Here is a 25564-nt window from a genome sequence, read left to right on the forward strand (position 1 = left end):
CTGGACATCTAAACCTCTTTGCGTATAGATTGAGCAATGCGCAAATAGCCGTTAAAATTATATGCTTTAGCGCATACCGCAGAGGCAATATCCGTGTCACAACGGCATCTCTACGGTAAACTACGCGCGATTATGGCTAGAACCCCGGCGTATCGCTGCGGTGTCAGCCTCATATTAATGACAGAGAGGATTAAAGGTATCTCATGGCTGAATGGAGCGGCGAATATATCAGCCCATACGCTGAGCACGGTAAGAAGAGTGAACAAGTAAAAAAAATTACGGTTTCCATTCCTCTGAAGGTGTTAAAGATCCTCACCGATGAACGCACGCGTCGTCAGGTGAATAACCTGCGTCACGCTACCAACAGCGAACTGCTGTGCGAAGCGTTCCTGCACGCGTTTACCGGTCAACCGTTGCCGAACGATGAAGACCTGCGCAAAGAGCGTAGCGATGAAATTCCGGAAGAGGCAAAGGTGATCATGCGTGAGCTGGGTATCGACCCGGAGACGTGGGAATACTGATTTACAGATACAAAAAAAGCGCCTTGCGGCGCTTTTTTTTCGGGAAACTTACTTGGAACCCGGGATGCTGAAACGCTTGTTGAAGCGGTCAACACGGCCACCGGTTGCAACGTCACGCTGCTTACCAGTGTAGAACGGGTGGCACTGGCCGCACACGTCCAGGTTCAGATCGTGACCCACGGTGGAGCGGATCTGGATAGAGTTACCGCAAGAGCAGTTTGCAGTAATCATTTCGTATTTAGGATGGATATCTTTTTTCATGGGAGAACCTCAGTTAAGGCCGCGTCGCTCTTCCAGCCCTAACGCCAGACACCACGCGATGTTGAATGTAAGTTCTTTGATGCAAAGTGCACCAAAGGCGGCGAATCATACAGAATTTAACCAGGGTATGCAAACTGATCCGCACGCCGCCTTTCACTAATGTGTATACTAACGCGCCACTTTTCAAGTCAGGAAGATTCGATGCCCGTTGCTCACGTTGCCCTGCCCGTTCCGCTTCCCCGTACCTTTGACTACCTGCTGCCAGACAACATGCAGGCTGAGGCGGGCTGTCGCGTGAATGTGCCGTTTGGCAAACAGCAGCGGGTGGGTATTGTCGTCTCCGTAAGCCAGCACAGCGAGTTGCCTCTCAGTGAACTCAAAAGCGTGGTCGAGGTGCTGGACAGCGAGCCGGTCTTTTCCGCCAGCGTCTGGCGACTGCTGCTGTGGGCGGCCGACTATTATCATCATCCCATTGGCGATGTGCTGTTTCACGCCTTACCCATTCTGCTGCGACAGGGCAAAAGCGCCAGCCATGCGCCGATGTGGTACTGGTTTGCCACCGAGCAGGGCCAGGCGGTAGATATTAATAGCCTGAAACGTTCCCCGAAACAGCAGCAGGCGCTGGCGGCGTTACGCCAGGGCAGGATCTGGCGGCATCAGGTTGAGAGCCTCGACTTTAACGACGCGGCGTTGCAGAGCTTACGTAAAAAAGGGCTGAGCGAACTGGCCTGCGAAGCCCCAGCGCTTATCGACTGGCGCGACGGTTTTAGCGTCGCGGGCGACCGTCTGCGGCTCAATACCGAACAGGCGACCGCCGTTGGGGCGATCCACAGCGCGTCCGATCGCTTTTCAGCCTGGCTGCTGGCGGGCGTGACCGGTTCCGGTAAAACTGAAGTCTATCTGAGCGTACTGGAAAATGTGCTGGCTCAGGGCAAGCAGGCGCTGGTGATGGTGCCGGAAATCGGTCTGACCCCGCAGACCATCGCCCGTTTTCGCGAGCGCTTCAACGCCCCGGTCGAGGTGCTGCACTCCGGCTTAAATGACAGCGAGCGCCTGAGCGCCTGGCTGAAAGCGAAAAATGGCGAAGCAGCAATCGTGATTGGCACCCGCTCATCCCTGTTTACACCCTTTAAAAATCTCGGGGTGATCGTCATCGACGAAGAGCACGACAGCTCTTATAAACAGCAGGAAGGCTGGCGCTATCACGCCCGCGACCTGGCGGTCTATCGCGCCCACAGCGAACAGATCCCAATCATTCTCGGCTCCGCGACCCCTGCGCTGGAGACGCTGCATAATGTGCGCCAGCGAAAATACCATCTATTACGCCTGACGCGGCGGGCGGGTAATGCCCGTCCTGCCATGCAGCACGTACTGGATCTGAAAGGTCAGCCGGTGCAGGCCGGGCTAGCCCCGGCGCTGATCGCCCGCATGCGCCAGCATCTGCAGGCCGACAACCAGGTGATTCTGTTTCTCAACCGTCGCGGCTTTGCCCCGGCGCTGCTGTGCCACGACTGCGGCTGGATCGCTGAATGCCCGCGCTGCGATCACTACTATACCCTGCATCAGGCCCAGCACCATTTGCGCTGTCACCACTGCGACAGCCAGCGACCGGTGCCGCGCCAGTGTCCTTCCTGCGGCTCGACCCATATGGTGCCGGTCGGTCTGGGCACCGAGCAGCTGGAGCAGGCGCTGGCCCCCTTCTTCCCGGGCGTGGCTATCTCACGTATCGATCGCGACACCACCAGCCGCAAAGGTGCCCTTGAGCAACAGCTGGCGGAAGTGCATCGCGGCGGGGCGCGTATTCTGATCGGTACCCAGATGCTGGCCAAAGGACACCACTTCCCGGACGTGACCCTGGTGGCGCTGCTGGATGTCGACGGGGCGCTCTTCTCGGCTGATTTCCGCTCCGCGGAGCGCTTTGCCCAGCTCTATACCCAGGTGGCAGGCCGTGCCGGGCGCGCCGGTAAACAGGGCGAGGTGGTGCTACAAACCCACCACCCCGAGCATCCGCTGCTGCAAACCCTGCTGCATAAAGGCTACGACGCCTTCGCCGAACAGGCGCTGGCGGAGCGTCAGACCCTGCAACTCCCACCGTGGACAAGCCATGTGATTATCCGCGCCGAGGATCACAACAACCAGCAGGCGCCACTGTTCCTCCAGCAGCTGCGCAACCTGCTGCAGGCCAGCCCGCTGGTGGATAATCAGCTGTGGATTTTAGGTCCGGTTCCGGCCCTGGCCCCCAAGCGCGGCGGACGCTATCGCTGGCAAATCCTGCTGCAACACCCTTCCCGGGTGCGGCTACAGCATATCGTCAGCGGCACGCTGGCGTTGATTAATACCCTGCCGGAAGCGCGTAAAGTGAAGTGGGTCCTGGACGTTGATCCTATCGAAAGCTAAAAAAGGGTGGGAGGCGGATCGAAAAATTAAACACGACTCACACTTTTTATGAAAATTCTGTAACCGCTTCCATTCGCAATCTGATAAAACTGACACAGTCAGAAGTGCGGTGATACGCCTGCGAGGAGAAGAAGTTGAAGTCCAGGAAAGAGGTTGCCTCGGCGACCATGAAAGATGTTGCCCTGAAAGCAAAAGTCTCAACGGCAACGGTATCCCGAGCATTAATGAATCCCGACAAAGTCTCTCAGAGCACGCGTAACCGTGTTGAGCAGGCTGCGCTGGAGGTGGGTTATCTGCCCCAGGCTATGGGCCGTAACGTCAAACGGAACGAATCCCGCACCATTCTGGTCATTGTGCCCGACATCTGCGATCCCTTTTTCAGCGAAATTATCCGCGGTATCGAAGTGACCGCCGCCGCGCAGGGCTACCTGGTGCTGATTGGCGACTGCGCGCATCAGAATCAGCAGGAAAAGACCTTCATTGACCTGATTATCACCAAGCAGATCGACGGTATGCTGCTGCTCGGTTCGCGCCTGCCCTTTGATGCCAGCATTGAAGAGCAACGCAATCTGCCGCCGATGGTGATGGCCAACGAGTTTGCCCCTGAGCTGGAACTGCCTACCGTCCATATTGATAACCTCACCGCCGCCTTTAACGCCGTGAATTATCTCCAGGAGCTGGGCCACAAACGTATCGGCTGTATCGCCGGACCGGAAGAGATGCCGCTGTGCCACTATCGCCTGCAGGGCTATGTTCAGGCGCTGCGCCGCACCGGCGCGACGGTGGATCCGCACTATATCGCCCGGGGCGATTTTACCTATGCCGCAGGCGGCCTGGCGCTGGAAAAACTGCTGTCGTTGCCGCAGCCGCCGACCGCGGTGTTCTGTCACAGCGACGTGATGGCGCTGGGCGCGCTCTCCTATGCCAAACGGCGCGGTCTGAAAGTGCCGAAAGACCTCTCAATCATCGGCTTCGATAATATTTCTCTGTCTGAATTTTGCGATCCTCCGCTCTCGACGGTGGCACAACCCCGCTATGATATTGGCCGGGAAGCGATGCTGCTGTTACTGGATCAGCTGAACGGACAAACAGTTAGCAGCGGCTCCCGTTTACTGGACTGTGAATTGATCGTCAGAGGTTCAACCCAGGCCCTGACTTAAAGTAAACGCCTTTCAGACGTCCTCATCTGGTCAAAGGCCCGTCGCTTAAGTAACATGACGGGCTGACAAACGAAAAAATACAGCGAAACGATAGTGGCACAACGAGATTATGTACGTCGCGGCCAGCCGGCACCTTCGCGACGCAAAAAGAGTAGCTCACGGAAACCGCAACGCAGCAGCCTGCCCGCAGTCTCACCGGCTATGGTGGCGATCGCGGCGGCGGTCCTGGTGGCATTTATCGGCGGCCTCTGGTTCATTACGCACCATAAAAAAGAAGAAGCAGAAGCGCTGCAGGGCAATAAAGTGGTCGGCAATGGCTTGCCCCCTAAACCGGAAGAGCGCTGGCGCTATATTAAAGAGCTTGAGAGCCGCCAGCCGGGCGTGCGTGCGCCTACCGAACCCTCTGCGGGTGGCGAAGTGGTGGATCCTAACCAGTTAACCAACGAACAACGTCAGCTGCTGGCACAGATGCAGGCCGATATGCGCCAGCAGCCTACCCAGCTCAACGAAGTGCCGTGGAATGAGCAGACGCCAGCACAGCGTCAGCAAACGCTGCAGCGCCAGCGCCAGGCGCAGCAACAAATTCAGCAGCAACAGCAGCAGCAGTGGGCGCAGTCCCAGACGGTACAGCAGCCGAAAACACAGCAGCGGGTGACGGAACAACCGTACCAGCAGCCTAAGGTGGCACAGACGCAACCGGCGCAACCGGCGCAACAGCCGAAGACGCAGCCTGCGAAGCAAAATAGCAACACGCAGCCGTATCAGGATCTGCTGCAAACCCCTGCGCATACCACCGCGCAGCAGCCGAAAGCCGCGCCGGTCACCAAAGAGACCGAGGCGCCGAAGCAAACGGCTGAGAAGAAAGATGAACGTCACTGGATGGTGCAGTGCGGTTCCTTTAAAGGCGCAGAGCAGGCGGAAACCGTACGTGCTCAGCTGGCCTTTGAAGGCTTTGACTCACGCATTACCACCAATAACGGCTGGAATCGCGTAGTGATCGGCCCGGTTAAAGGCAAAGACAATGCCGATGGCACCATCAGCCGTCTGAAGATGGCAGGTCACACAAACTGCATTCGACTCGCTTCCGGGGGTTGAAACCCCCAAAATCCCCCCCATCTATCATTCTATTCAGCCCTGAGCACTGGCTCAGGGCCTCTATTTTCCGAATGTGTAACCAGGGGGTCTGCTCGTGACAACAATAGTAAGTGTACGCCGTAACGGCCAGGTGGTGATTGCCGGTGATGGCCAGGCCACGCTGGGTAATACCGTCATGAAAGGCAACGTGAAAAAAGTGCGTCGTCTGTATAACGACAAAGTGATCGCCGGTTTTGCGGGCGGTACTGCGGACGCCTTCACGCTGTTTGAGCTATTTGAACGTAAACTGGAAATGCATCAGGGCCATCTGGTGAAAGCTGCCGTTGAGCTGGCGAAAGACTGGCGTACCGACCGTATGCTGCGCAAGCTGGAAGCACTGCTGGCGGTGGCCGATGAAAATGCCTCGCTGATCATCACCGGTAACGGTGACGTGGTGCAGCCAGAAAATGACCTGATTGCTATCGGTTCCGGTGGCCCGTACGCCCAGGCCGCCGCCCGCGCGCTGTTGGAAAACTCCGATCTGGGCGCACGCGATATCGCTGTGAAGGCGTTGGATATTGCAGGTGATATCTGCATCTATACCAACCACTTCCACACCATCGAAGAATTGCCGTCTAAGGCGTAAGGATTTCTCATGTCTGAAATGACCCCACGCGAAATTGTCAGCGAACTGAACAAACACATCATCGGCCAGGATAACGCCAAGCGTTCTGTGGCAATTGCCCTGCGTAACCGCTGGCGTCGTATGCAGCTGGATGAAGTGCTGCGCCATGAAGTGACGCCAAAAAACATTCTGATGATCGGCCCAACCGGTGTTGGTAAAACCGAAATCGCCCGTCGTCTGGCTAAACTGGCCAACGCGCCATTCATCAAAGTCGAAGCGACTAAGTTCACCGAAGTGGGCTATGTCGGTAAAGAAGTGGACTCTATCATCCGCGATCTGACCGACTCTGCCATTAAGATGGTCCGCGTCCAGTCCATCGAAAAAAACCGCTATCGCGCTGAAGAGATGGCGGAAGAGCGCGTGCTGGATGTGCTGATCCCACCGGCGAAAAACAACTGGGGCCAGGCAGAACAGCCTGCTGAGCCATCCGCTGCGCGCCAGGCGTTCCGCAAAAAACTGCGTGAAGGCCAGCTGGATGACAAAGAGATTGAGATCGAGCTCGCCGCCGCGCCAATGGGCGTGGAAATTATGTCTCCGCCAGGTATGGAAGAGATGACCAGCCAGCTGCAGTCCATGTTCCAGAACCTGGGCGGGCAGAAGCAAAAGCCGCGTAAGCTGAAAATCAAAGACGCGATGAAGCTGCTGATTGAAGAAGAAGCGGCGAAGCTGGTAAACCCGGAAGAGCTGAAGCAGGACGCTATCGACGCGGTTGAACAGCACGGTATCGTGTTTATCGATGAGATCGATAAAATCTGTAAGCGCGGCGAATCCTCCGGCCCGGACGTTTCCCGTGAAGGCGTACAGCGCGATCTGCTGCCGCTGGTTGAAGGCTGCACCGTCTCCACCAAGCACGGCATGGTGAAAACCGATCACATTTTATTTATCGCCTCTGGCGCGTTCCAGGTTGCCAAGCCGTCGGATCTGATCCCGGAACTGCAGGGCCGTCTGCCGATCCGCGTTGAGCTACAGGCGCTGACCACCGAAGACTTCGAGCGCATCCTGACCGAACCAAACGCCTCCATCACCGTGCAGTACAAAGCGCTGATGGCGACCGAAGGGGTGAACATTGAGTTCACCGAAGACGGGATCAAGCGTATCGCCCAGGCCGCATGGCAGGTTAACGAAACCACCGAAAACATCGGTGCGCGTCGTCTGCATACCGTGCTGGAACGCCTGATGGAAGATATCTCTTATGATGCGAGCGACCTGAATGGTCAAAGCATTAAAATTGATGCCGACTATGTGAGTAAGCACCTTGATGCTTTAGTAGCAGATGAAGATCTGAGCCGTTTTATCCTATAATCGCGGCAATTGCATTTTCATCACAAATGATGGGGCTGAAAGGCCCCATTTTTATTGGCACATAATTACTATGACTGAAATCAGCCGTACGCAGGCCTGGCTGGAAAGCCTGCGTCCTAAAACGCTCCCTCTCGCTTTCGCCGCCATTATTGTTGGCACTACCCTCGCGTGGTGGCAGGGGCATTTCGACCCGCTGGTGGCTGCCCTGGCGCTGCTGACCGCCGGGCTTCTGCAAATCCTCTCTAACCTCGCTAACGATTACGGGGATGCCGTCAAGGGCAGCGATAAGCCCGACCGCATCGGGCCATTGCGCGGAATGCAGAAAGGGGTGATCACCCAGGAGGAGATGAAACGGGCGCTGATTATCACCGTCGCGCTGATCTGTCTTTCCGGGATTGCGCTGGTGCTGGTGGCCTGTAAAACCCCGGCGGATGCGGTCGGCTTCCTCGTGCTCGGTCTGCTGGCGATTGTCGCGGCCATCACCTATACCGTCGGCACCCGCCCTTACGGTTACATCGGGCTGGGGGATATCTCCGTGCTGGTCTTCTTCGGCTGGCTGAGCGTGATGGGCAGCTGGTATCTGCAGGCGCACTCGTTAATTCCTGCCCTGTTCCTGCCAGCCACCGCCTGCGGCATGTTGGCGACAGCGGTGCTGAATATCAACAACCTGCGCGATATCGACAGCGATCGTCAGAACGGTAAAAACACCCTGGCGGTGCGGTTAGGCGCGGTGAATGCGCGCCGTTACCATGCCTGCCTGCTGATGGGCGCCCTGCTCTGTCTGGCACTGTTTAACCTGCTTTCCCTGCACAGCCTGTGGGGCTGGCTGTTTGTACTCGCCACGCCGCTGCTGGTTAAACAGGCGCGCTACGTGATGCGCGAGCAGAGCGCCTCGGCCATGCCGCCAATGCTGGAACGCACGGTAAAAGGCGCACTGCTGACTAACCTGTTGTTCGTGATAGGGATTATTCTTAGTCAGACGCTAAATTAGCTGACAAATATCAATTAACAATTGATGATTTTGCCAACAATGCAATTCGCGCGATATACTGAAAACACTCGCAGCAACTGAACTTAAGCCTATGAAATACGATACCTCCGAGCTTTGTGACATCTACCAGGAAGATGTCAACGTCGTAGAACCGCTGTTTTCCAACTTTGGAGGACGGTCGTCGTTTGGCGGACAAATCATTACGGTGAAATGTTTTGAGGACAACGGGTTGCTGTACGATCTGCTCGAACAGAACGGCCGTGGACGCATTCTGCTGGTTGATGGCGGCGGCTCCGTGCGTCGCGCGTTAATCGATGCAGAACTTGCCCGTCTCGCCACCCAGAACGAGTGGGAAGGCATTGTGGTCTATGGCGCGGTGCGTCAGGTGGATGACCTCGAAGAGCTGGATATCGGCATTCAGGCGATTGCGGCCATTCCGGTTGGCGCAGCAGGTGATGGCATTGGCGAAAGCGACGTGCGCGTCAATTTCGGCGGGGTGACCTTCTTCTCCGGCGACCATCTCTATGCCGATAACACCGGCATTATCCTCTCTGAAGATCCGCTGGATATTGAGTAGAAAAAAAGGCCATCTGTTATGTAGATGGCCTTTTTTTAATTATCTTTATTCGTATCGTAATGAGTAATGCGGAGTTCAAACACCCCCTTCTTTTCCTCTACCGCTATGCTCATTGTTGCATGACGATCCGGATAGTTATCAATCCAGGTTTCAAGCTTTTCGTGCATCCTCTGAAGATCACTCTTTTGGATACCGGTGAAAGTGAGTGTACTGATCTGCAAACCACTCCCTTCAACGGTTTGCTTCGTGAAATACCAGTTTTCTGTGATCCTTGGTGCATCCTTGAGTGGTTTGGGCGTTAATAAGTAATATTGAATTAGATTGCCTTGTTTATAATATTCATCAGAAAAGATTCTGGTCATTATTACGCAATAGAGCACGGCCACCAGAACGAATAGAAAAATGATGACATGCCTACATTTCATATACGAACCTCCCTGACGACGGAAGGATCAGATACTGGCACAATAGAATCCATAAATGCAGGCAAATGGCCCGGGAATGGTTGGTGTTTTAGGCGCTTATCCTTAGGGTCTGGAAACAGTAAGGGAAGGACACTTTTATTTTTAAATTGCCCAACGGGGCCATAGTAGTCCCAGATGCGATAAGCTTTCTCTTTGGAACAAATGTCCAGGAAAGGTGTGTAATCTGCATAGTTAACGGCCTGGCAGAAACCAAAAAGATTAGAAACTAAATCTTCTGCGCTGTAACCGCTATCCGTAATCAGAATATAGGGCCAAAAACCCTGCAAGGATTCAAAGCTGTGAGAAGTACTCATAAAAATGGATAAGGCGACTCCTCTTAAGACCTCTTCGCTTAAGCCTCTCCGCACTAAAAAACGTCTGTATATCCCGGTTGTCGTATTTAATCCTGCGATGTTCCTGGACATGCTTTGATGATAATGGATTTCAAACCAGTCAGCGCCTCCTGCGCCAGGCATTATCATTTGTTGCCATAATCGTTCAGCACCGAAGGGATTTGCGTGCCCTAAGTCTATCCATCCCAGATTTTCTGTATAAATGAGGCCAGAGGGAGTATTACGGGTAATATATCGGTCAGAATTATCAATAATATCGCTTCGCTTTGTCATCTCGCATTCCTTATGAGTAACATGTTGAGCGATCTTATTCCTGCAAAATAAAAAAGGCATCCATTGTGGATGCCTTTTTCAGGAATTCGGAATCAGACCTCTTCCATGCGCCCGAGCAGAGCATGCAGACGATCCTGCCAGCCGTTCTGCTGTTCGCGCAGCTGGTGGTTTTCACGCTCCAGCTCTTCACGACCATGCTGAGCAGTCTGAATTTCCTGCGACAGCGCGTTGTTTTTTTCTTTCAGCTCTTCGATTTCCATCTGCAGCAGGGTGATGGTATCAATCGCCTGCTGTACTTTCGATTCCAGTTTCTCAAACACTTCTAACGACATAATGCTACCTCTCCTGAATTTGCAAGGCGACGCTTGACGTAAACGCGCACAACACCTGGTGTCGATTGTATGGAGCCCCGCCCTCCCTGTCCAGCGGCAGACCGCGCAGATTGCGGTTTGCAACACTTTTCAGTCTCCTCCTGGTGCATTCGCGCCATATACCCCTAAATTGTTAACACTTTAGTTAATAGAAAGCTTACTCCCCCTTTCGCTTACAGCAGTTCTCGCCCGCTTCATGGCGCGTTATCGCTCATTTTGTTGACGCGGCACACACATTTTAAGTTCGATATTTCTCGTTTTTGTTCGTTAACGATAAATTAACACTATGTCTACAGGACATCGTGCCGGTCATGGCGACCGTCGCGCCAACAATAACCATTAATCATTTTTCAGGATCCGATTATGAGTGAAACATCAACCTTAAAAGGCCAATGCATCGCAGAGTTCCTGGGTACTGGGTTGTTGATTTTCTTTGGCGTAGGATGTGTGGCTGCACTGAAAGTGGCGGGTGCCAGTTTCGGTCAGTGGGAAATCAGTGTGATCTGGGGTCTGGGCGTGGCGATGGCTATCTACCTGACGGCGGGTGTTTCGGGTGCGCACCTCAACCCTGCGGTCACCATCGCGCTGTGTCTGTTTGCCTGCTTCGACAAACGCAAGGTTGTGCCTTTTATTGTGGCGCAGTTTGCTGGTGCGTTTTGTGCAGCGGCGTTAGTTTACGGGCTCTATTACAATCTGTTTATCGACTTCGAGCAGACGCACCATATGGTGCGTGGCAGTACCGAAAGCCTTGAGCTGGCGGGGATCTTCTCCACCTATCCTAACCCGCACATTAACTTTGTGCAGGCCTTCGCGGTGGAGATGGTGATCACCGCCATCCTGATGGGTACCATCCTGGCGCTGACCGATGACGGCAACGGCATTCCGCGCGGTCCGCTGGCGCCGCTGTTGATTGGCCTGCTGATTGCGGTGATCGGCGCATCGATGGGACCGCTGACGGGCTTCGCCATGAACCCGGCCCGCGACATCGGACCGAAAGCTTTCGCCTTTATTGCCGGCTGGGGCGACGTTGCCTTCACCGGCGGCAAGGATATTCCTTACTTCCTGGTGCCGCTGTTCGGCCCTATTGTAGGTGCTGCGCTGGGAGCATTTGGCTATCGTAAGCTGATTGGCCGCCACCTGCCGTGCGACACCTGTGTCACAGAGGAGAAGGACGCCACCTCTGCCACACAACAAAACGCTTCGCTGTAATCTGACTACGGGACCACAACTATGACCGACAAAAAATATATCGTTGCGCTCGACCAGGGCACGACCAGCTCCCGCGCTGTCGTTATGGATCATGACGCGAACATCGTCAGCGTATCGCAGCGCGAATTCGAGCAAATCTATCCTCGTCCAGGCTGGGTTGAACACGACCCGATGGAGATCTGGGCCTCGCAAAGCTCGACGCTGGTTGAAGTGCTGGCGAAAGCCGATATCAGTTCCGATCAGATTGCGGCAATTGGCATCACCAACCAGCGTGAAACGGCCATCGTCTGGGAACGCGAAACCGGTAAACCGATTTACAACGCCATCGTCTGGCAGTGCCGCCGCACAGCGGACATCTGCGAGAAGCTCAAGCGCGACGGCATGGAAGAGTACGTGCGTAGCGCCACTGGCCTGGTGGTGGACCCCTACTTCTCCGGCACCAAGGTAAAATGGATCCTCGACCACGTCGAAGGCTCTCGTGAGCGTGCCAAACGCGGTGAACTGCTGTTCGGCACCGTGGACACCTGGCTTATCTGGAAGATGACCCAGGGGCGCGTCCACGTCACCGACTACACCAACGCCTCGCGCACCATGCTGTTCAACATCCACGATCTGGACTGGGATGACAAAATGCTGGACGCGCTGGACATCCCGCGCGCCATGCTGCCGCAGGTACGTAAGTCGTCTGAAGTGTACGGTCAGACCAACATCGGCGGTAAAGGCGGCACCCGTATTCCAATCGCCGGGATCGCCGGTGACCAGCAGGCGGCGCTGTTTGGCCAGCTGTGCGTGAAAGAAGGGATGGCGAAAAATACCTACGGCACCGGCTGCTTTATGCTGATGAACACCGGCGAGAAGGCAGTGAAATCGGAGCATGGCCTGCTGACGACTATCGCCTGCGGCCCGCGCGGCGAGGTGAATTACGCGCTTGAAGGCGCAGTGTTTATGGCCGGAGCCTCTATCCAGTGGCTGCGCGATGAGATGAAGCTTATCAGCGACGCCTTCGACTCGGAGTATTTCGCCACCAAGGTGAAAGACACCAACGGCGTGTACGTCGTGCCGGCCTTTACCGGGCTGGGCGCGCCCTACTGGGATCCCTATGCCCGCGGGGCGATTTTCGGCCTGACGCGTGGGGTAAACTCTAACCACATCATCCGCGCCACGCTGGAGTCGATTGCCTATCAGACCCGTGACGTGCTGGAAGCGATGCAGGCTGACTCCGGCATTCGTCTGCACGCCCTGCGCGTGGATGGCGGCGCAGTGGCAAACAACTTCCTGATGCAGTTCCAGTCCGACATTCTGGGTACCCGCGTGGAACGCCCGGAAGTGCGTGAAGTGACGGCGCTGGGTGCGGCCTATCTTGCCGGCCTGGCGGTTGGCTTCTGGCAGAACCTGGACGAACTGCAGGAGAAAGCGGTCATCGAGCGCGAATTCCGTCCGGGTATCGAAACCACCGAGCGTAACTACCGTTATAGCGGCTGGAAAAAAGCCGTGAAACGCGCGCTGGCCTGGGAAGAGCACGACGAGTCATAATACCTCCCCCTCACCCCGTCGGGGTGAGGGGTCCAAACCGCCTCTCCCACTCTGTGATAAACTTCGTGCAATTCCTTTTGATTGCACGAGTATCTGATGAAACGTGAACTTGCTATCGAGTTTTCCCGCGTAACCGAGGCCGCCGCTCTGGCAGGCTACAAGTGGCTTGGCCGTGGTGATAAAAATACTGCTGACGGCGCAGCCGTCCATGCCATGCGCATCATGCTTAACCAGGTCAACATCGATGGCACCATCGTGATTGGTGAAGGTGAGATCGACGAAGCCCCCATGCTATTCATCGGTGAAAAAGTCGGTACCGGTAACGGCGATGCGGTGGATATCGCGGTAGACCCCATTGAAGGCACCCGCATGACGGCCATGGGCCAGGCTAACGCCCTGGCAGTACTGGCGGTGGGCGATAAAGGCACCTTCCTCAACGCGCCCGATATGTATATGGAGAAGCTGATTGTCGGCCCAGGCGCAAAAGGGGTCATCGACCTCAATCTGCCGCTGGCGGAAAACCTGCGTAATATCGCCGCCGCGCTTAATAAGCCCCTTGGCGAACTGACGGTCACCATTCTGGCGAAACCGCGTCACGATGCGGTCATCGCCCAGATGCAGCAGTTAGGCGTGCGCGTCTTTGCTATCCCCGATGGCGACGTGGCGGCCTCCATCCTCACCTGCATGCCGGACAGCGAAGTCGACGTGCTGTACGGTATCGGCGGCGCACCGGAGGGGGTGGTTTCTGCCGCGGTGATCCGCGCCCTCGACGGCGATATGCATGGCCGTCTGCTGGCCCGTCATGACGTAAAAGGCGATAGCGAAGAGAACCGCCGCATCGGTGAGCAGGAGCTGGCCCGCTGCGCGGCGATGGGGATTGCAGCCAATACCGTGCTGCGTCTGGATGATATGGCGCGCAGCGATAACGTTATCTTCTCGGCGACCGGCATCACCAAAGGCGATCTACTGGACGGCATCAGCCGCAAAGGCAATATGGCAACCACCGAAACGCTGCTGATCCGCGGTAAATCACGCACCATTCGCCGCATCCAGTCGATTCACTATCTCGACCGTAAAGATCCGGACGTGCAGACCCACATTCTGTAAAACCGTTTGATCAATAGAGCTTTCCGGCCCGCCTGGGCTGGAAATCTCCCTCTCAGGTAAGGAAGATAGAACCCGAGATCAGTACAGGAGAACATCATGGCAGACTGGGTAACAGGTAAAGTCAAAAAGGTAGAGTTCTGGACCGATGCGCTATTTAGCCTCACCGTACATGCGCCCATCCAGCCTTTCACGGCCGGGCAATTTGCCAAGCTGGGGCTGGAGATCGACGGCGAACGCGTGCAGCGCGCCTACTCCTATGTCAACGCGCCGGATAACCCGGATCTCGAGTTCTACCTTGTCACCGTTCCCGATGGCAAACTCAGCCCGCGCCTGGCGGCACTGAAACCCGACGATGAGATCCAGATTGTCAGCGAAGCCGCAGGCTTCTTCGTGCTGGATGAAGTGCCAGACTGCGAAACGCTGTGGATGCTGGCAACCGGTACCGCCATCGGCCCTTACCTGTCGATCCTGCAATACGGGCAGGACCTGGATCGCTTTAAAAATATCGTTCTCGTGCATGCCGCGCGCTACGCCGCAGACCTGAGCTACCTGCCGCTGATGCAGGAACTGCAGAAGCGTTATGAAGGGAAAGTGAAAATCCAGACGGTAGTGAGCCGTGAAACGGTGCCGGGGTCACTCCACGGGCGCGTACCGGCCCTGATTGAAAATGGCGAGCTGGAAGCCGCCGTGGGTCTGAAGATGGAGGCCGACACCAGCCACGTGATGCTGTGTGGCAACCCGCAAATGGTGCGTGATACCCAACAGCTCCTGAAAGAGACCCGGCAAATGACCAAGCATTTACGCCGTCGGCCGGGCCATATGACCGCAGAACACTACTGGTAATTAGCGGTACTTTACGTCGATCGTATCTTTACCATATTTATTCTCGCCCTGGGTGCCCACAAACGCGCCCAGGTCGACAATGATCATCACAAAAATAATGGTAGGGATCAGCCTGCCCACTACCCACGGCAGCATGGAGGGCAGCATCGACCAGTTGCCGGCCAGCAGCATCCACGCCAGTATCACCAGTAGCGCCCACAACCCTGAACGCCCACGATCGTGCAGCCGTTTTACTAACACCGCCGCGGTCGGCCACAGCAGCGACACCAGCGCGAAGGCCGCCGTCTGGGTGCTCAGCCAGGCGTTATTGGCAGAAATAAACAGAGCCAGCATGGCGACAATCCATACGCCAATCCAGATCCAGAAATCACGGCGTCCAATACGCCCTTTGAATGAAAACAACCACTGCTGTATGGTCATGTCAGGTTCCTAAAAGTCATCGCGGCGCGTAGTTTACCCTGGAGTCGCCTCCTTTTGACAAGCCAGCCGGATCCCGTTTTAATCGTGGGCAGTAACATTCAGAGACTTTATTGATGAAGATGTGGTTTCACCTTATTTGGCTGGGTTTAACACTGTTGGGTGCAAGCGCACCTCTGCATGCTGCTGAGACTTCCGTATCGGCTACCGCACCCTATGTGATGCCGGGCGCGCCGACCTTTGATCAGTCTATCAGCCTGTTCCGTGAAGCTTTCAATCAGGATAATCCAAAGCTGCCGCTCAATGAGTTTCGCTCCATTGATGGCACCCGCGACACCCCGAACCTGACCCGGGCTGCCAGCAAAATTAATGAGAATTTGTACGCCTCGACGGCGCTTGAGCGCGGAACCCTCAAAATCAAGAGTATGCAGATTACCTGGCTGCCGATTCAGGGGCCGGAGCAGAAAGCCGCCAAAGCTAAAGCGCTGGAGTATATGAGCGCCATTTTACGCGCCTTTACCCCTGCCCTGACCAAAGCCCAAAGCCAGCAAAAGCTGCAAAAGCTCCTCACAGCTGGTAAAAACAAGCGCTATTACGCCGAAACGGAAGGCGCGGTTCGCTATGTCGTGGCAGATAACGGCGAAAAGGGGCTGACCTTCGCTGTTGAACCGATTAAGCTGGCGCTATCTGAGGCACTCGGCGGGTCGAATTAATGACAAAAAGCAAAGCCTTTCGAGGGAAAATCTCTATACTGATTCACAGACCATGCTGCCCTGTTGGGCGGCCATATTCCTTAATTCGCTCTTGAGCGTGGAGAATTGAAATGCGACATCCTTTAGTGATGGGTAACTGGAAACTGAACGGCAGCCGCCACATGGTAAACGAGCTGGTAGCTAACCTGCGTAAAGAGCTGGCTGGTGTGACTGGCTGTGCTGTTGCTATCGCTCCGCCGGATATGTACCTGGATATGGCTAAGAAAGCGGCTGACGGCAGCCACATCGTTCTGGGTGCCCAGAACGTTGACGTTAACCTGTCTGGCGCGTTCACCGGTGAAACCTCCGCTGAAATGCTGAAAGATATCGGCGCAAAATACATCATCATCGGCCACTCTGAGCGTCGTACCTACCACAAAGAGTCCGACGAGTTCATCGCCAAGAAATTCGCTGTGCTGAAAGAGCAGGGTCTGATCCCGGTTCTGTGCATCGGTGAAACCGAAGCAGAAAACGAAGCGGGCAAAACCGAAGAAGTCTGTGCACGTCAGATCGACGCAGTCCTGACCACTCAGGGCGCAAGCGCGTTCGAAGGTGCGGTCATTGCTTACGAGCCAGTATGGGCGATCGGTACCGGCAAATCTGCCACCCCAGCACAGGCTCAGGCCGTTCACAAATTCATCCGTGACCACATTGCGAAAGCAGACGCGAAAGTTGCTGAGCAAGTGATCATCCAGTACGGCGGTTCCGTAAACGCATCTAACGCAGCAGAACTGTTCACCCAGCCGGACATCGACGGCGCGCTGGTTGGCGGCGCATCCCTGAAAGCAGACGCTTTCGCGGTGATCGTTAAAGCAGCAGAAGCAGCGAAACAGGCGTAAGAGCATCTGTGGCGGGTGGCGCTTCGCTGACCCGCCCTACGATACTCCAGGCCCGGTAAGCGCCAGCGCTACCGGGCTTTTTTACAGCCGTCCCAGCAGGCTAAACCACAGATAATCCAGCGGCAATAGCACCAGATAGGTTGCCACCGCCAGCGCCAGACAGAGCAGCATCCCCGCCCGCGCAGGCACTCTTCCCAGCCCCATCGCCACCACAATCGGCGACGCCTGATACGGCAGCAGCGGCGTGGAATACCCCAGCACCTGAATCATAATCACCGACAGCAGCGGAAAGCCGGTGGCGTCCGAGAAGCTTTGCGCCAGGGTGGTATACAGCGCCGGTACGCCGTTGGCGGTCATAATGAAATTCAGGGCGGTGGTGATGCCGGTCAGGGCCAGGAAACTGGTGAACGGCGCATCGGCATCCAGGGGCATTACCCGCATCAGTGCCTCGCCCACGGCACTGCCAATACCGGTTTGCGTCACGGTGATCGCCAGCCCGAGAATACCCGCCACATAAATACAGGTGCGCATATTCACCCCCGCCGAGAATTCATCCCCGGTGATAAAGCCAACCCGCGGCAGCATCACCACAATCGACGCCGCAAGCCCGGTCCATGCCGGTCCAATGCCGTGCCAGCTTTCGGTTACCCACATCACCAGCACCACCGCCAGCAGCCAGGCGAGGCGCTTTTCGTCGCGGCCCATCGGCTCTGGCGGGGTCAAATCCTTCACCGGTTTTGGCGCGCCGGGGAACAGCCAGCAGATCAGGCCGATCAGGACCAGACCCTTGAGAATACCCAGCACCGGAGTATGCAGCAGCAGGTACGGAACATAGTTAAGATGGATGCCGTAAGAGCCTTCCGCCGCCCCGCTCATCACCAGGTTAGGAACGTTGGCCGGAAGGATGGTGGCCGAAAGCTGGAAGGTGCCAAACCCCACCGCCAGCGCCAGGCCGAACCACGCCCGGGAGCCGTCGGCAATGCCCGCCCGCTTCGCCATCGCCGCCACGATGGGCATCAGCAGCGCAATACGCCCCATATTGGAGGGCATCACAAACGCCAGCGCATAGGTGAGCAGCACTACGCTTGCCACCATCAGCGGCCAGGAGTCGGTCAGCCTGGCCGACAGCGCCCGCGCCGCCCTGTCCGCCAGCCCGGTTTTGCGGATCGCCACCCCCAGCACAAATCCGCTGAACACCAGCCAGAACGCTGACGAGGCAAAACCGCCAAAAATCACCTCCGGCGGGGCGATACGCGCGATCATCGCCGCGGTAAAGAACAGCAGCGCAGTGAGGAATTCCGGCAACAGCGAGGTGGCCCACAGGATGATGGTGACGACGATAATCAGCGAGGGCAGAAACAGCGGGTGAGTGAACCAGAGCGACATGCCTGTCTCCTGTAGAATTTTTCAGCAAGTCTACGGCGACAGGCAGGGCGAGTAAACGCTATTTATGGTGGGGTTCATTCAGGATAGTGCATTGATGATCCTGCAATTCCTCAGCAGAAGCGCGGTTAAGCGCCAGCAAATTGCGCGCCGTTGCCAGTAATACAAACGATCCGTCCGCCTGCTGCGCCATCGCCAGCGCAAAACGCCCCATATGGTCGCGCGCTTCCGGCAGCTCTTCTGCCAGCATCATAAACGGGCTGCGTTTCACCAGCTCCGCTTCCGTCACCCGACGCGCCAGGTATTCATGCCCCTCCAGCCCACCGGGGAACGGCAGCCACTGGGTGCTGATTTGCCCCTGACTAACATTGAGCTTCTCGCGCACGTCCGGGCGCAGGCAGGAGATATGGATATGAAAATGGTTTTGCGTGCGGCCGGTCGGGGAGTTGATGGTCAGTGAAACTGCACTGTCGGGCACGTTGCTCCCCCGCTTCATGCTCATAAAGTGGCGCGACTGCCACGCCAGCCAGAAGAAATTGGGCGTATGAGCCTCGGTCAGGAGCGGGCTTTCGGTACCGTTGATGCGGTACGTGGGCATCAGCAGATATTGCAGCGGCCCGTTGCGATCTTTAAACACCACATATCCCGCATCCGTTTTTACCAGCGCACAGGGCGCCGGGTTACGGTTCTGCATCTGACCAGGCACACACTGGTCGAGAACGATATGCCGCAGCGCGTTTGGGTTACCCGCTTTCAGCCAGAACCCGCCACCTGCCGCGAGCGCAATCACAACCAGTACCAACACGATTATTTTTTTCACAGCGCATTCCCTGTATCCACCTGACGCCAAAGAGTAACGCATAAAAGTGACCAAATAAAAAAACCGGTGGATTTCTCACACCGGGTCCCGTGTCGTTCTTCAAAAAAATGCTTAACGCTTGCTGATCTGATCGAAGGTGCCGCCATTCGAGAAGTGATCTTTCTGCGCTTTCGTCCAGCCGCCGAAGACCTCATCGATAGTGAAGAGCTTCAGTTTCGGGAATGTGTTCTCATATTTTTTCGCCACCGCCTCATCACGTGGCCGGTAGAAATTCTTCGCGGCAATCTCCTGGCCTTCCGGGGAGTAAAGGTATTTCAGGTAGGCTTCCGCCACGGCCTGGGTGCCTTTCTTATCCGCCACTTTATCGACCACAGAGACGGTTGGCTCAGCCAGAATGGATTCGCTTGGGGTGACAATTTCAAATTTGTCTTTACCCAGCTCGTTCGCCGCCAGCAGCGCTTCGTTTTCCCAGGCAATCAGCACGTCACCAATGCCGCGTTCAACGAAGGTGTTGGTTGCGCCGCGTGCGCCGGAATCCAGCACTTCGACGTTTTTAAACAGCGCTTTCACGAAATCCTGCGCTTTAGCCTGATCGCCATTGTTCTGGTGCAGGGCGTAACCCCAGGCTGCCAGGTAGTTCCAGCGTGCGCCGCCAGAGCTTTTTGGGTTTGGAGTGATGACCGATACGCCCGGCTTAACCAGATCGTTCCAGTCATGGATCTGTTTCGGGTTACCTTTGCGAACCAGGAAAACGATGGTGGAGGTATACGGCGCGGAGTTATCCGGCAGGCGTTTGATCCAGTTTTTATCGATACGGCCGCGTTCCGCGATGGCGTCCACGTCATACGCCAGCGCCAGGGTCACGACGTCGGCTTCAATGCCGTTAATCACCGAGGTCGCCTGCTTGCCGGAGCCACCGTGGGACTGGCGGATCACGACGTTATCGCCGGTTTCCTGTTTCCAGTGTGCGGCAAACGCTTTGTTGTACTGCTCGTACAGTTCACGCGTCGGATCGTAAGACACGTTCAGTAGCTGAATATCCTTTGCCAGAACGCTGGTCGATGCCAGCAATAACGTTAAACCCACGCCCCATTTATTCATCGCCCAACTCTCTTAATGTTGTGTTTGATGAGTGCAGGGTGCCAGAAAGCGAACCAATGATTAAAGAATAAAAAAAGATTGGCTATAACACAGGGGAATAAAAAGAGGGTGTGAGCGCACAAAAAAGCCGGGTGGCAGCTACGCCTTACCCGGCCCACGAACCATGCTTTTGTAGGCCCGGTCAGCACAGCGCCACCGGGCAACAGCCGCCGATCAGTACAGCTTTTTCGCGCACTCCAGCCAGTCACCTTTGAACGGACGCTTCATGTTTTCAATAGCGTCGATGATGTCATGGTGAACCAGTTTTTCGTTCTGAATACCGACGCAACGACCGCCAAAGCCCTGCTGCAGCAGTTCAATCGCGTAAGCGCCCATACGGGATGCCAGGATACGGTCGTAAGGACCCGGAGAGCCGCCACGCTGGATGTGACCGAGAACGGTCGCGCGGGTTTCGCGTTTGGTTTCGGCTTCAATGTACTTCGCCAGCTCGTCAACGTCACAGATGTGCTCGGTGATGGCTACGATGGCGTGTTTTTTACCTTTAGCGATACCGGCTTTGATCTCGTTAACCAGATCTTCACGGCTGAATTCCACTTCCGGCACCACGATAAACTCACAGCCGCCGGCAATCGCCGCCGCCAGGGTCAGGTCGCCACAGTAGCGGCCCATCACTTCGACGATGGAGATACGCTGGTGAGAAGAAGAGGTGTCGCGCAGACGGTCAATCGCCTCTACCACGGTGCCCAGCGCAGTGAAGTAACCGATGGTGTAGTCGGTACCTTTGATGTCGTTGTCGATGGTGCCTGGCAGACCGATGCATGGGAAGCCCATTTCGGTCAGGCGTTTTGCCCCCATGTAGGAACCGTCACCGCCGATAACAACCAGCGCGTCCAGGCCGCGTTTTTTCATGTTCTCGATAGCCACTTCACGGATGCGCTCATCGCGGAATTCCGGGAAACGCGCGGAGCCCAGGAAGGTACCGCCACGGTTAATCATGTCGGACACGCTGTAGCGGTCGAGCTGCACCATGCGATCTTCATACAGGCCCAGATAACCGTCATAGATACCAAAAACTTCCAGACCTTCCGTCAACGCTGCGCGCACTACACCACGAATTGCTGCGTTCATGCCGGGCGCATCACCGCCGCTTGTCAACACACCGATTTTCTTAATCATGACTACCTCTGAACTTAGGAATGCAAAAATGAAATCTGTTGCCGGAAGACGTCCTATCGACCAACGAATAGTGCAAATAGTATATCAATCACTTCCCGCTGAATTGATTCAGGTCAGACCAAATGGCGGTTATTTTTCCACAAAATGCTGCCCCGGTTCACTTTTTTACAACGAATTACGAAAGCTCAAAATGTCCATTACCTGGCTTAGGTACGACTGAGCAGGGATCCTGGTGAATAATGACATCTGACCCCGGGAAACGCTGCAAAATCGCCTGCTCAACCTGTTCCGCCACCAGATGGGCCTGAACGAGCGGCAGGTTATCTTCCATTTCTAAATGAATCTGAATAAAGCGGGTCGGCCCTGACTGCCGCGTGCGAAGATCGTGAGCGCCGCTGACACCGGGCCAGGAGGTCACAATTTCAAAGATTTCATGCCGTTCTGCGTCTGGCAGTGCGCGATCGAGCAGGGATTGCACTGCATCGTACCCCATACGCAACGCACTGTATAAAATATAGAATCCAATCCCTAACGCAAATAACGCATCGGCCCGGTGCCAGCCATACCAGGCCAGACCGAGCGCAATAAGAATCGCACCGTTCATCATAACATCAGACTGATAATGAAGCATATCCGCCCGTACCGCCTGGCTCTGCGTTTTACGCACCACCCAGCGCTGGAACGTTACCAGAATTAATGTGCTTATAAGTGCAATAACGGTAACGACCACGCCGACGCCGGGATCTTTCATCGGCGACGGGGTATACAGGTGCTGAATGCCAGTCAAAAAGAGGAACAGCGCCGAACCGGAAATAAACATGCTTTGCGCCAGCGCCGCCAGCGACTCCGCTTTGCCATGACCAAAGGTATGCTCTTCGTCCGCCGGCTGTAACGAGTAACGCACCACCCACAGGTTCGTCACCGAGGCGGCAATATCCACAAGGGAGTCCACCAGCGCCGCCAGAATACTGACCGAACCGGTATACCACCACGCGAAGATTTTAATGACTAACAGGCACGACGCCATGACCGTCGCGGCGATTGCCGCCCGGCTCACCAGCCGTCCATAGGATTGATTCATAAACACTCCTGTCACGCTATGCCGCTAGTATAACGGATGCGGAGGAGTCAATAAGATGAATAAACGGTTAACGCATTTTAATGATGGGCAAAAAAAACCCCCACATCATGTGGGGGAAGACAGGGATGGTGTCTATGGCAAGGAAAACAGGGTTTACTGGTTACTACGGGTGTTGCTACTAAAAAGCGTCGATTCAGCGTTCTTCTGCATCCGGGCAACCTCGCGCAACTGGTCCATACGTTGCTGGTGTTTCTGGTTCAAAACCGCTTGCTGCTCTGGCGTTAGCAGGTGAAACATCTGGTTGCGGACCCGGGCCATTTCGACCTGGCGGGCAACCTGTTCCTGCGCCATTTTGTTTGCCTGAGCGCGCACAGCGTTTTCGTCAAAATTTTCTGCGGTGACAAGGCGGTGCATTGTCTCCATTTCGCTAACATTAACAGGGGGCTGGTCATGACGAGCCCGCTGCATCAGATCTCGCATCTGTTGACGCTGATGTTCGGTTAAACTTATGCCGTCAAACATGTGGCCCTGGCCGTTTTGCTGCGCAATGCCCTCTGCTGAGGAACGGTTATCGCCGGTGATAGCTCCAGCAGCCTGGCTAAATGCACTAAACGCCAGCGTTGAGGCCATGACGGCAGCGGTAACTATGCGCATCACTTACTCCCAAAATCTTTCGTGTCGCGATTCAACGAGAGACAGTCTACGATTCAGGCTGCAAACATGCGTCAGGGGGTGTAAAACAACGTAAAGTCATGGATTAGATAGCCTTGATGACGTAATTTCTGCCTCGGAGGTATTTAAACAATGAATAAAATCCTGTTAGTTGATGATGACCGAGAGCTGACATCCCTTTTAAAGGAGTTGCTCGACATGGAAGGCTTTGACGTGTCGGTTGCCCATGATGGGGAGCAGGCGCTGAGTCTACTCGACGATAGCATCGACTTGCTTTTGCTCGACGTCATGATGCCGAAGAAAAACGGTATCGACACCCTTAAAGAGCTGCGCCAGACACACCAGACCCCCGTTATTATGCTGACCGCGCGCGGCAGCGAACTTGACCGCGTACTCGGCCTTGAGCTGGGCGCTGATGACTATCTGCCAAAACCGTTTAACGACCGCGAGCTGGTGGCGCGTATTCGGGCGATCCTGCGCCGTTCCCACTGGAGCGAGCAGCAGCAAAACACCGACAACGGTTCACCGACGCTGGAAGTCGACTCCCTGAGCCTCAATCCAGGCCGCCAGGAAGCGAGCTTTGACGGCCAGGCGCTGGAGCTGACCGGCACCGAATTCACCCTGCTTTATCTGCTGGCGCAGCATCTGGGCCAGGTGGTGTCGCGTGAACATCTGAGCCAGGAAGTGTTGGGTAAACGCCTGACGCCGTTCGACCGCGCCATCGATATGCACATCTCGAACCTGCGCCGTAAGCTGCCGGAGCGCAAAGATGGTCACCCGTGGTTTAAAACCCTGCGTGGACGCGGCTATCTGATGGTTTCCGCTTCATGATAGGTAGCTTAACCGCCCGCATCTTCGCCATTTTCTGGCTGACGCTGGCACTGGTTTTAATGCTGGTATTGATGTTGCCAAAACTCGACTCACGCCAGATGACGGAGCTCCTCGACAGCGAGCAACGTCAGGGTGTGATGATCGAGCAACACGTAGAAGCAGAGCTGGCCACCGATCCGCCCAATGATTTGATGTGGTGGCGCAGGCTGTTTCGCGCTATCGAAAAATGGGCGCCTCCCGGACAACGCCTGCTGCTGGTGACCAGCGAAGGTCGCGTGATTGGTGCGGACCGCAATGAAATGCAGATCATCCGTAACTTCATTGGCCAGGCGGATAACGCCGATCACCCGCAAAAGAAAAAATATGGTCGGGTGGAGATGGTGGGGCCGTTCTCCGTCAATGACGGGGAGGATAATTACCAGCTCTACCTGATCCGCCCGGCGAGCAGCTCCCAGTCCGACTTTATCAACCTGCTGTTTGACCGCCCGCTGCTACTGCTGATTGTCACCATGCTGGTGAGTTCACCGCTGTTGTTGTGGCTCGCATGGAGCCTGGCGAAGCCGGCGCGCAAACTGAAAAACGCCGCGGATGAAGTGGCGCAGGGCAACCTGCGACAGCACCCGGAACTGGAAGCCGGGCCGCAGGAGTTCCTGGCGGCAGGGGCCAGCTTCAACCAGATGGTGACGGCGCTGGAGCGGATGATGACGACCCAGCAGCGTCTGCTCTCTGATATCTCGCACGAGCTGCGTACCCCGCTGACGCGCCTGCAGCTGGGCACCGCCCTGCTGCGCCGCCGCAGTGGTGAGAGCAAGGAGCTGGAGCGTATCGAAACAGAAGCCCACCGTCTGGACAGCATGATCAACGACCTGCTGGTGATGTCACGCAATCAGCAGAAAAACGCGCTGGTCAGCGAAACGATGAAGGCTAACCACCTCTGGGGCGAAGTGCTAGATAACGCCGCCTTCGAAGCGGAGCAGATGGGTAAATCGTTCACCGTTAATTTCCCGCCGGGCCCGTGGCCGCTGTACGGTAACCCGAATGCGCTGGAAAGCGCGCTGGAGAATATCGTCCGTAACGCCCTGCGCTACTCGCATACCAAAATCGAGGTGGCGTTCTCGGTGGATAAAGACGGCATCACTATTAACGTGGATGACGATGGTCCTGGCGTCAGCCCGGAAGATCGCGAGCAGATTTTCCGTCCGTTCTACCGTACTGACGAAGCCCGCGACCGTGAATCTGGCGGCACCGGACTGGGTCTGGCGATTGTCGAAACCGCCATTCAGCAGCATCGCGGCTGGGTGAAAGCGGACGACAGCCCGCTGGGTGGATTGCGTTTAACCCTCTGGCTGCCGTTGTATAAACGTTCGTAGT

27 protein-coding genes are annotated in these 25564 nt (G+C 55.9%); 16 read left to right on the top strand and 11 right to left on the bottom strand.

What is annotated here, in order from left to right:
* Positions 1 to 203: 203 nt before the first annotated feature.
* The gene (gene metJ / locus C2U54_RS04110; RefSeq protein ID WP_015966498.1) at positions 204 to 521 is read left to right on the top strand and encodes a met regulon transcriptional regulator MetJ; all 318 of its coding nucleotides are present in this window, start codon (positions 204 to 206) and stop codon (positions 519 to 521) included.
* 48 nt (positions 522 to 569) lie between these two features.
* On the opposite strand, the gene rpmE is transcribed toward metJ, so the two are convergent.
* The gene (gene rpmE / locus C2U54_RS04115; RefSeq protein WP_103177500.1) at positions 570 to 782 is read right to left on the bottom strand and encodes a 50S ribosomal protein L31; all 213 of its coding nucleotides are present in this window, start codon (positions 780 to 782) and stop codon (positions 570 to 572) included.
* A 201-nt stretch (positions 783 to 983) separates the two neighbouring features.
* Between rpmE and priA the strand changes: the two genes are divergently transcribed.
* The 7 genes from priA to rraA all read left to right on the top strand — a co-directional run bounded on the left by priA (position 984) and on the right by rraA (position 8968).
* Positions 984 to 3179 (top strand): primosomal protein N', encoded by a 2196-nt coding sequence (gene priA, locus C2U54_RS04120; protein ID WP_103177501.1) that lies wholly within the window; start codon positions 984 to 986, stop codon positions 3177 to 3179.
* Between the two features lie 134 nt (positions 3180 to 3313).
* Positions 3314 to 4339, top strand: coding sequence for a DNA-binding transcriptional regulator CytR (cytR, locus tag C2U54_RS04125; protein WP_103177502.1), 1026 nt, complete (start codon positions 3314 to 3316; stop codon positions 4337 to 4339).
* A 93-nt stretch (positions 4340 to 4432) separates the two neighbouring features.
* The gene (ftsN, locus tag C2U54_RS04130; RefSeq protein WP_103177503.1) at positions 4433 to 5434 is read left to right on the top strand and encodes a cell division protein FtsN; all 1002 of its coding nucleotides are present in this window, start codon (positions 4433 to 4435) and stop codon (positions 5432 to 5434) included.
* Positions 5435 to 5528: 94 nt separating this feature from the next.
* The gene (hslV, locus tag C2U54_RS04135) at positions 5529 to 6059 is read left to right on the top strand and encodes an ATP-dependent protease subunit HslV (protein WP_032615282.1); all 531 of its coding nucleotides are present in this window, start codon (positions 5529 to 5531) and stop codon (positions 6057 to 6059) included.
* Between the two features lie 9 nt (positions 6060 to 6068).
* A complete protein-coding gene (hslU, locus tag C2U54_RS04140) occupies positions 6069 to 7400 on the top strand; it encodes an HslU--HslV peptidase ATPase subunit (protein ID WP_103177504.1) in 1332 nt (443 codons plus the stop codon).
* A gap of 64 nt (positions 7401 to 7464) precedes the next feature.
* The gene (menA, locus tag C2U54_RS04145; RefSeq protein WP_103177505.1) at positions 7465 to 8391 is read left to right on the top strand and encodes a 1,4-dihydroxy-2-naphthoate polyprenyltransferase; all 927 of its coding nucleotides are present in this window, start codon (positions 7465 to 7467) and stop codon (positions 8389 to 8391) included.
* Between the two features lie 91 nt (positions 8392 to 8482).
* The gene (rraA, locus tag C2U54_RS04150; RefSeq protein WP_103177506.1) at positions 8483 to 8968 is read left to right on the top strand and encodes a ribonuclease E activity regulator RraA; all 486 of its coding nucleotides are present in this window, start codon (positions 8483 to 8485) and stop codon (positions 8966 to 8968) included.
* Positions 8969 to 9003: 35 nt separating this feature from the next.
* On the opposite strand, the gene C2U54_RS04155 is transcribed toward rraA, so the two are convergent.
* The 3 genes from C2U54_RS04155 to zapB form a co-directional block, all read right to left on the bottom strand.
* A complete protein-coding gene (locus C2U54_RS04155; RefSeq protein WP_103177507.1) occupies positions 9004 to 9393 on the bottom strand; it encodes a hypothetical protein in 390 nt (129 codons plus the stop codon).
* The gene (locus tag C2U54_RS04160) at positions 9390 to 10058 is read right to left on the bottom strand and encodes a hypothetical protein (RefSeq protein WP_103177508.1); all 669 of its coding nucleotides are present in this window, start codon (positions 10056 to 10058) and stop codon (positions 9390 to 9392) included. Before C2U54_RS04160 ends, C2U54_RS04155 begins: the two co-directional genes overlap by 4 nt.
* A gap of 92 nt (positions 10059 to 10150) precedes the next feature.
* The gene (gene zapB, locus C2U54_RS04165) at positions 10151 to 10390 is read right to left on the bottom strand and encodes a septal ring assembly protein ZapB (RefSeq protein ID WP_103177509.1); all 240 of its coding nucleotides are present in this window, start codon (positions 10388 to 10390) and stop codon (positions 10151 to 10153) included.
* Between the two features lie 402 nt (positions 10391 to 10792).
* Here zapB and C2U54_RS04170 point away from each other — a divergent pair, with 402 nt between their 5' ends.
* The 4 genes from C2U54_RS04170 to fpr all read left to right on the top strand — a co-directional run bounded on the left by C2U54_RS04170 (position 10793) and on the right by fpr (position 15121).
* Positions 10793 to 11638: an MIP/aquaporin family protein gene (locus C2U54_RS04170; protein WP_103177510.1), complete on the top strand. Its 846-nt coding sequence runs from the start codon at positions 10793 to 10795 to the stop codon at positions 11636 to 11638.
* 21 nt (positions 11639 to 11659) lie between these two features.
* Positions 11660 to 13171 carry a glycerol kinase GlpK gene (gene glpK / locus C2U54_RS04175; RefSeq protein WP_103177511.1) on the top strand — a complete coding sequence of 504 codons (1512 nt, stop codon included), beginning with the start codon at positions 11660 to 11662 and terminating at the stop codon, positions 13169 to 13171.
* A gap of 96 nt (positions 13172 to 13267) precedes the next feature.
* Positions 13268 to 14278, top strand: coding sequence for a class II fructose-bisphosphatase (gene glpX, locus C2U54_RS04180; protein ID WP_103177512.1), 1011 nt, complete (start codon positions 13268 to 13270; stop codon positions 14276 to 14278).
* 96 nt (positions 14279 to 14374) lie between these two features.
* On the top strand, positions 14375 to 15121 hold the full coding sequence (fpr, locus tag C2U54_RS04185) for a ferredoxin--NADP(+) reductase (RefSeq protein ID WP_103177513.1): 747 nt from the start codon (positions 14375 to 14377) through the stop codon (positions 15119 to 15121).
* Here the strand turns inward: fpr and C2U54_RS04190 are convergent, their stop codons facing one another.
* Positions 15122 to 15541: a DUF805 domain-containing protein gene (locus C2U54_RS04190; RefSeq protein WP_103177514.1), complete on the bottom strand. Its 420-nt coding sequence runs from the start codon at positions 15539 to 15541 to the stop codon at positions 15122 to 15124. It abuts the gene before it with no gap.
* Positions 15542 to 15654: 113 nt separating this feature from the next.
* Here C2U54_RS04190 and C2U54_RS04195 point away from each other — a divergent pair, with 113 nt between their 5' ends.
* Both C2U54_RS04195 and tpiA read left to right on the top strand, forming a co-directional pair.
* Positions 15655 to 16251 (top strand): DUF1454 family protein, encoded by a 597-nt coding sequence (locus tag C2U54_RS04195; protein ID WP_103177515.1) that lies wholly within the window; start codon positions 15655 to 15657, stop codon positions 16249 to 16251.
* Between the two features lie 110 nt (positions 16252 to 16361).
* Positions 16362 to 17129 (top strand): triose-phosphate isomerase, encoded by a 768-nt coding sequence (tpiA, locus tag C2U54_RS04200; RefSeq protein ID WP_103177516.1) that lies wholly within the window; start codon positions 16362 to 16364, stop codon positions 17127 to 17129.
* An 81-nt stretch (positions 17130 to 17210) separates the two neighbouring features.
* Here tpiA and C2U54_RS04205 read toward each other — a convergent pair whose 3' ends face one another.
* The 6 genes from C2U54_RS04205 to cpxP all read right to left on the bottom strand — a co-directional run bounded on the left by C2U54_RS04205 (position 17211) and on the right by cpxP (position 23344).
* Positions 17211 to 18515 carry an SLC13 family permease gene (locus C2U54_RS04205; RefSeq protein ID WP_103177517.1) on the bottom strand — a complete coding sequence of 435 codons (1305 nt, stop codon included), beginning with the start codon at positions 18513 to 18515 and terminating at the stop codon, positions 17211 to 17213.
* Positions 18516 to 18573: 58 nt separating this feature from the next.
* A complete protein-coding gene (locus C2U54_RS04210; protein WP_103177518.1) occupies positions 18574 to 19332 on the bottom strand; it encodes a CDP-diacylglycerol diphosphatase in 759 nt (252 codons plus the stop codon).
* A 111-nt stretch (positions 19333 to 19443) separates the two neighbouring features.
* Positions 19444 to 20433 carry a sulfate ABC transporter substrate-binding protein gene (locus tag C2U54_RS04215; protein WP_103177519.1) on the bottom strand — a complete coding sequence of 330 codons (990 nt, stop codon included), beginning with the start codon at positions 20431 to 20433 and terminating at the stop codon, positions 19444 to 19446.
* A 213-nt stretch (positions 20434 to 20646) separates the two neighbouring features.
* Positions 20647 to 21609, bottom strand: a complete 963-nt coding sequence (pfkA, locus tag C2U54_RS04220) for a 6-phosphofructokinase (RefSeq protein ID WP_103177520.1) — start codon at positions 21607 to 21609, stop codon at positions 20647 to 20649.
* 175 nt (positions 21610 to 21784) lie between these two features.
* Positions 21785 to 22690, bottom strand: a complete 906-nt coding sequence (gene fieF / locus C2U54_RS04225) for a CDF family cation-efflux transporter FieF (protein ID WP_103177521.1) — start codon at positions 22688 to 22690, stop codon at positions 21785 to 21787.
* Between the two features lie 153 nt (positions 22691 to 22843).
* The gene (gene cpxP / locus C2U54_RS04235) at positions 22844 to 23344 is read right to left on the bottom strand and encodes a cell-envelope stress modulator CpxP (RefSeq protein WP_103177522.1); all 501 of its coding nucleotides are present in this window, start codon (positions 23342 to 23344) and stop codon (positions 22844 to 22846) included.
* Positions 23345 to 23494: 150 nt separating this feature from the next.
* On the opposite strand from cpxP, the gene cpxR reads away from it, so the two are divergent.
* Positions 23495 to 24193 carry an envelope stress response regulator transcription factor CpxR gene (gene cpxR, locus C2U54_RS04240; protein ID WP_039032144.1) on the top strand — a complete coding sequence of 233 codons (699 nt, stop codon included), beginning with the start codon at positions 23495 to 23497 and terminating at the stop codon, positions 24191 to 24193.
* Positions 24190 to 25563, top strand: a complete 1374-nt coding sequence (gene cpxA / locus C2U54_RS04245) for an envelope stress sensor histidine kinase CpxA (protein WP_103177523.1) — start codon at positions 24190 to 24192, stop codon at positions 25561 to 25563. Before cpxR ends, cpxA begins: the two co-directional genes overlap by 4 nt.
* The last annotated feature ends 1 nt before the right edge of the window (position 25564 follow it).

The sequence above is a fragment of the Leclercia sp. LSNIH1 genome, assembly GCF_002902985.1.
Lineage (GTDB): Bacteria > Pseudomonadota > Gammaproteobacteria > Enterobacterales > Enterobacteriaceae > Enterobacter.